Source organism: Bacillus ndiopicus (assembly GCF_000612805.1).
Lineage (GTDB): Bacteria > Bacillota > Bacilli > Bacillales_A > Planococcaceae > Metasolibacillus > Metasolibacillus ndiopicus.
Genome location: NZ_HG964403.1, coordinates 1,024,908 through 1,031,014, shown reverse-complemented (window position 1 = coordinate 1,031,014; position 6,107 = coordinate 1,024,908). Strand labels below are relative to the sequence as shown.

At 38.4% G+C, this 6,107-nt stretch carries 7 protein-coding genes; all 7 read right to left on the bottom strand.

All coding sequences use genetic code 11. From position 1 onward, the window contains the following. Nucleotides 1–217 precede the first annotated feature (217 nt). Nucleotides 218–949, bottom strand: a complete 732-nt coding sequence (locus TY13_RS04710; protein ID WP_042472253.1) for a cytochrome c biogenesis CcdA family protein — start codon at nt 947–949, stop codon at nt 218–220. Between the two features lie 18 nt (nt 950–967). Continuing rightward, nucleotides 968–1,492, bottom strand: a complete 525-nt coding sequence (locus tag TY13_RS04705; RefSeq protein WP_042472251.1) for a CueP family metal-binding protein — start codon at nt 1,490–1,492, stop codon at nt 968–970. Nucleotides 1,493–1,521: 29 nt separating this feature from the next. Beyond that, nucleotides 1,522–2,202 carry a response regulator transcription factor gene (locus tag TY13_RS04700; RefSeq protein WP_042472248.1) on the bottom strand — a complete coding sequence of 227 codons (681 nt, stop codon included), beginning with the start codon at nt 2,200–2,202 and terminating at the stop codon, nt 1,522–1,524. A 16-nt stretch (nt 2,203–2,218) separates the two neighbouring features. Further along, nucleotides 2,219–3,580, bottom strand: a complete 1,362-nt coding sequence (locus TY13_RS04695) for a HAMP domain-containing sensor histidine kinase (RefSeq protein WP_042472245.1) — start codon at nt 3,578–3,580, stop codon at nt 2,219–2,221. Nucleotides 3,581–3,764: 184 nt separating this feature from the next. Beyond that, nucleotides 3,765–4,730, bottom strand: a complete 966-nt coding sequence (locus TY13_RS04690) for a D-alanyl-D-alanine carboxypeptidase family protein (protein ID WP_042472244.1) — start codon at nt 4,728–4,730, stop codon at nt 3,765–3,767. 12 nt (nt 4,731–4,742) lie between these two features. Then, on the bottom strand, nt 4,743–5,327 hold the full coding sequence (scpB, locus tag TY13_RS04685; protein WP_154661507.1) for an SMC-Scp complex subunit ScpB: 585 nt from the start codon (nt 5,325–5,327) through the stop codon (nt 4,743–4,745). Beyond that, the gene (locus tag TY13_RS04680) at nt 5,296–6,078 is read right to left on the bottom strand and encodes a segregation/condensation protein A (RefSeq protein ID WP_042472239.1); all 783 of its coding nucleotides are present in this window, start codon (nt 6,076–6,078) and stop codon (nt 5,296–5,298) included. The genes scpB and TY13_RS04680 overlap by 32 nt, the downstream gene beginning before the upstream one ends. Between the last annotated feature and the right edge of the window lie 29 nt (nt 6,079–6,107).

Below are 6,107 nucleotides of genomic sequence, written 5' to 3'. Positions count from 1 at the left end.
TCTTGGGTTATCTGCGCTTTTTCATGACTTATCTGCGGATTTCTTGAGTTATCTGCGCTTTTTCATGATTTATCTGCGGATTTCTCGAGTTATCTGCGTTTTCACATGAGTTATCTGCGATTTCTCATGCTTTATTTGCGACTTTCTCAATTTATTTGCGACTTCCCATGATTTATCTGCGCTTTCCTCAAACTATCTGTGGTTTCTACTTTTACTACTACCCCCAATAAGTGAGTGTATCGAGAAAGCCTATAATGATTAGTAAAGCCCCTGCTACTTGTTGAATCACTTTTCCGATTTTCATGCTTTTCTTCATTACTAAGCCCTTTACATCAAAATACCAAATAAACCATAAAACAATAATCAATGGAATCGATGTTGCACTGCCAAAAATAGCTGGCAATACTATGCCGTAAGAGGTGGAAGCAACGATTGGCATTAGCCACACAAAAAAGATAACGAACATTGTTGGGCAAAATGCGATGGCAAAACTTGCACCCAGCAGAAATGAGCCAAGCTTTCCTTTTATTAATTTCGATGGCATATAGCTTGTAAGACGATTTAAAAATTTCAGCTTTAGAACACCTATGAGCACTAGCCCTGTAAGTATTAATAATGGACCAATACTCTTTCTAAATAGCGGGAAATAGGCTGTAAGTGCCGTTTCAAATGTTTGTCCAAAAAGCCATGCAAACAATCCAATGGCACTGTAAACTACAATTTTCCCCATAATAAAAGCAGCAATAACCCCCGAGCTAGCATCCTTTTGAATCGTGCGATTGCCGTATAACGTAATGGCGCTAATATTTCCTGTTAGCTGACAGGGAGCAGCGGCGCCAATTAACCCGAGCAACAGTGCAGCAACAATGGGTGAATGGTTGTATGAGCTAAAAAACGATGACAATGGCTCGCTAATTACTTGACCTATTTGAGACAAAAAACTATACATTTTTATCCCCCTACTTTATTAGCTTAATTGCAGTGTTGTAATGCAAGTTCCATCCTTGTCAAAAGTAGAAAACTCTGATTCAACTGCCTTACCATCATGCTGTATTTTAATTTGATATGTTTGATTGCGTGGGAGCCACAAGTCAATAAACCCGTTTGCCTCTGTTTGCAATGTTTCATTGACAACAGCATTGCCCTTTTCATCCGCAATATAGACATCAAACTGCTTGCTTGCTAATTCACCTTGACACCCCGTTAAACTATGATTATCGCAAGGATGTGTTTCATTTATGTACGGGGCAATGGAAACAAAAAACTCATTCTCTGGTAACTCATAAATCTCCTTGGCACCGTTATCATTTGTTACGACTAGCTGAGTAGACGTAATAGAGGCAGATTTGGCAGTCGTATTTCGCAACGTATAATCTTGCACCATTTCTTTAATTGCTGACGCTTCAATCTTTTTCACTGCCGCTTCCTCTTCAGCACATGCTGCTAATAAACTTACTCCCATTAATGTAGCTACTAATAATTTTAATTTCATTTTATTTGCTCCCCCTTATTTCAAATCAATTAATTCCACTTGTAGCCAATTCCCCACACTGTTTTTAAAAATATATCTGTCGGAAAACTAGCCTTTTTTAGCTTATCCCTTAAATTTCGAATATGAGAATCTACTGTTCGAATATCGATTTCTGCTTCATATTCCCATGCTGCAGTTAATAATTCCTCCCGCGTAAATGTCTTAGAAGGTCTAGAAATAAGCGCCTTTAATATATAAAACTCCTTATACGTAAGCGATGTTGTTAAATGCTCATAGTGCAAGGCATACATCTCTGCATCTAAAATAAATTTTTCAAAGTAAATGGCAGCTTTTTTTGACCTGTCATTTACTGAAGCTCTACGCAATTGTGCGTTGACTCTCGCTATTAATTCCCCTTCATCAAAAGGCTTAGCAATATAATCATCAGCCCCAAGGTTTAACCCTTTCACTAAATCTGACTTATCAGCCCGTGCAGTCAGCATTATAATGGGAACGTTTGAAAATTCACGTATTTTTTGACACACTTGCCAGCCATCCATATACGGCATCATTACATCTAGTAGAACAAGAGCAATCTCTTTTTTCTTTAGTATTTCTAGTGCTTTTTCACCACTTGTTTCCTTTAGACATGCAATGTTATAAGGAGAAAGAAACAGCTCTACTAAATTTAACATTCTTTCCTCATCATCAATTAAAAGAACCGTATGCACTTATTTCCCTCCCCCTTTAAATTGTGATTGTAAATGTACTTCCTTCTCCTACTTTGCTTGTCACTTCAATCGTTCCGCCAAGTGCAGAAACGAGCTCCTTCACAATCGCCAGCCCTATTCCAGAGCCACCATTTGTACGGGAACGTGACTTCTCAACCCGATACAGCTTTTCGAAGATGTATTCGATTTCCTCAGCAGGAATACCGATACCTGTATCCTTAACAGAAATAACAATTTTCTCATTATTTTGCTCAGCCTTTAAAGTGACAACTGAGTTTTCATTTGAATATTTCAATGCATTATCCAATAAATTAAGTACAGTTTGCTCTAAGCGTGTTCGATCCGAATAAATTTGAAGCTGCTCATCGCAAATAAGCTCAAGCTTTATCTTTTTTAAGCTATAAGACGACGCAACAAGCTGACAAACATTTTCTAAAAATGATCTAACGAGAAAAGTTTCCTTTGACACGTCAAATGCTGTTTCATTCATCCGAGCTAAATCCATTAGATTTTTTACTAAATCCTTCATCCGATTCGCTTCTTCACCAATGATTTCAATATAATGTTGACGCTCTTTCTCACTAGTTCCCTCCCTCATCGCAATTTTTGAATAGCCTATTAAATAGGTCAACGGTGTACTCAATTCATGAGCAATTGCTGCTAAAAATTCATTTCTATCGTTTTGTAGGCGCTCCAAGTCATTGGCTAATTTATGAATGGAGCCTGCTAATTCACCTAGCTCATCCTTCCCTAAATTAAGCAAGCTCACTTTAAAGTCCCCCTTGCTCAATTTCTCTGTTGCCTCTTTCATGCGCATTAAAGGTCTCGTAATGATTTTTGATAGCATAATATACACGATAAATAGTGCAACAAAGCCAGTAATACCTGATAAAACAAAGTGCATATTCATTTTATCAACCATTTGATTAAGCGAGCTTGTATTTTGCAGCATAAGTACATAGCCATAGCGCTCTTTATCGACTTTATATGGATGAACGCTAATAATATACGGTGAACTCCTCCATTCAGAAACAATGATTTCGTCCTTTTTATTGTGAAGATCCTTAATGATAAATTGGTACTCTTCTTGTATCATATGAGAAGAAGCTGAGCTACTAATTATGTCACCCGTTTTATTTGTAATCATCACTTCTCTATTTCCGTTTTGCTCCATTAAAGAGATATGCTTTAAGGTGATTTCTGAATAATTTTCTACAAGCACATCACGATGATTGGCGCCATTTGCCAATAGTAAAGAAAATTCCTCCTCTACTCTCGTATTAATCATGCTTCGATGTAGATAGTACATTAGGATAGATTCCATTATTAACACAACTAAAAAGAAGCTAATTGCTAATTTTGTAGATAGTTTATTCACTCTTCCATTTGTTCCTTTCCCATTACTAAAACTAGTATAATCAATAAATGTGAAGAAATTATGCAGAAAATAAGAAAGTTTGTTCATAATTAAGTTGAGGTTACTCTATCATTCCATCTTGTCTGTGTAAAAAAACAGCACCTCAAGTTGTTAAACATACTCCAACAACTTGAGGTGCTGTATCTTATTCTCTTTCCACCGCCACAGCGTGTACTGGGCGACCTTTGTTATAGACATACCAGATAGCTTCTTTTTTACGAGCATCTGTTGGCAAATAGACGACATGCTGCATATCGCGCACTTCAGCTTTTGTCACAAGCATTTTAATAGGCTCATTAACAATTATTTTTTCTCCCGCCACCGTGTATGTTCCTTTTTTAGCCAAAGTACGTTCTGCATAATTTTTAGCAATATTATCGGCCAGTGCATTGTGTACACGCCAATCATCTGATTCATTTAAAGTGACAACAATAAATTGCTTTTGCTCCTTTTGAAAATAAGTGGCGAGCGTGCGACCTGCTACTTTTGTAAAGCCTGTCTTGCCTGCAATTGCTCCGTTATTTTCTGATAAAAGGCGATGCTTATTTTTCCAGTTTTGTTCTCCATTAAAAATAACAGTTGAAGCAATTTTTTTAAATTGTTCATTGCGCATCGCAATCTGTAGCATACGAGCTGTATCATAAGCAGAGGAAAGATGCTGCTCATTGTGTAAGCCTGACGGATTGCTAAACACCGTATCCGACAAGCCCGCTAGCCGCGCCCGCTCATTCATTAAATAAACAAAGCCTTCTACAGAGCCTCCTACATGCTCTGCAAGTGCGTGTGCTGCATCATTACCAGAGCGTAACATAAGACCATATAGCAACGTTTCAATAGAATATGTCTGCCCCTTTTCTAAATAAATGGAGGAGCCTTCGCTCAATGCAGCGCGCTCTGAAATGGTCACCTTGTCACTTAGCTCGCTGTTTTCAAGGACGACTAGCGCTGTCCATATTTTTGTTAAGCTCGCAATCGGTAACCGCACATGCTCATTCGTACCCATAAGTAGCCTTCCTGTTTGCGCATCCACTACCGCATATGCATGACTTGACGCTTGTGCTGAAGGCTGCAATAAAACGAAAAGTAATACGACACATAGCCACTTTCTCAAACATTCACTCCTTTAGTCATTAAATGCTTCTTGGAATTTCGTTAAAAATAGATCGGCTTCCTGCTCTTCTTCCACGTCATGTCCTTCTGGTAATGGCGGTAGCTCTGCAATGTCCTTCAAGCCGAAGTAGTTTAAAAATTCCTTCGTTGTGCCATATAAAATAGCACGCCCTGTCCCTTCTACACGTCCGACATCCTGAATAAGCCCTCTTGAAACAAGTGTTTGAATTGGCTTTTCGCTTTTAACTCCGCGTAAATCTTCTACTTCAACTCTTGTGATAGGTTGCTTGTACGCAATAATTGCAAGCACCTCGACAGAAGCAGCTGTTAGTAATTGATTTGTCGGGTTATCAACAAGCTTTTTAATTGTTTCTGCCATTTCTGGTTTTGTTGTTAATTGATATGTACCTGCTAATTGCTTCAATGCAATACCAGATGTCTCTGATTCATTATATTGCGTTGCAAGCTCACTTAGTCCTGCTTCAACGTCCATATCCTCTACTTCTAAATAATTTGCTAACTGACGTACCGTCATGCCTTCATCTCCAACTACGAAGAGGAGTGCTTCAATTTTGCTCATCAACGTCCTCGAGTTCATCGTCAATCTCCTCCTTCTGTAATAGCACCGTCAAATCTTCAAAGTTGCGCTGCTGCTCTACAAATACTACTTGACGCTTCATTAATTCTAATAGTGATAAAAAAGTAACAATTAAAGTCGATTTATCCTCATAAGGGAATAGCTCTGAAAACATCGCGCGCCCCCCTGTTTTCTTTAAAGAAGCGACAACCGAATACATTTTTTCTCGAATTGAAATTTCTTGCCTTGCTACCCTCGTTTGCAAAGGCTTTTTTAATTGCTTACGGCGCAGCAGCTTCTGGAATGCAGCAAGCATATCATAGACGTTAACATTTGCATCGAATAACGCCAGCTGCTCATCCGGCATAAATGCTGATAAATCCGCTGGTGGACGTGTATACACTTGGGCACGCTCCGTTTCAAGCACTTGCAGTTGCGTTGCTGCCTCTTTATATTTTTTATATTCGATTAAGCGTGCTACAAGTTCATCACGTGGGTCAGCGCTATCTAACTCAAACTCTGCATCTTCCATTTCACCTTCATGAATAGGTAAAAGCATTCTACTTTTAATGGCTAAAAGCGTTGCTGCCATTACCAAATATTCACTTGCTTCATTTAATTCCAACACTTGCATTGCATGTATATGATCAATATATTGAGCCGTTAATTCCGCCATCGGAATATCATATATATCAATTTCCAAACGATTAATTAAATGCAATAATAAATCGAGTGGGCCTGAAAATGCTTCAAGCTTTACTTCATAAGACATTTGATTACCACCTGTCGTTTCTTGTCGAG

What these genes read in the sequence shown, in the direction of transcription:
- TY13_RS04710 (WP_042472253.1), bottom strand. Translation starts at nt 949, where the DNA reads ATGTATAGTTTTTTGTCTCAAATAGGTCAAGTAATTAGCGAGCCATTG.
- TY13_RS04705 (WP_042472251.1), bottom strand. Translation starts at nt 1,492, where the DNA reads ATGAAATTAAAATTATTAGTAGCTACATTAATGGGAGTAAGTTTATTA.
- scpB (WP_154661507.1), bottom strand. Translation starts at nt 5,327, where the DNA reads ATGAACTCGAGGACGTTGATGAGCAAAATTGAAGCACTCCTCTTCGTA.
- TY13_RS04680 (WP_042472239.1), bottom strand. Translation starts at nt 6,078, where the DNA reads ATGTCTTATGAAGTAAAGCTTGAAGCATTTTCAGGCCCACTCGATTTA.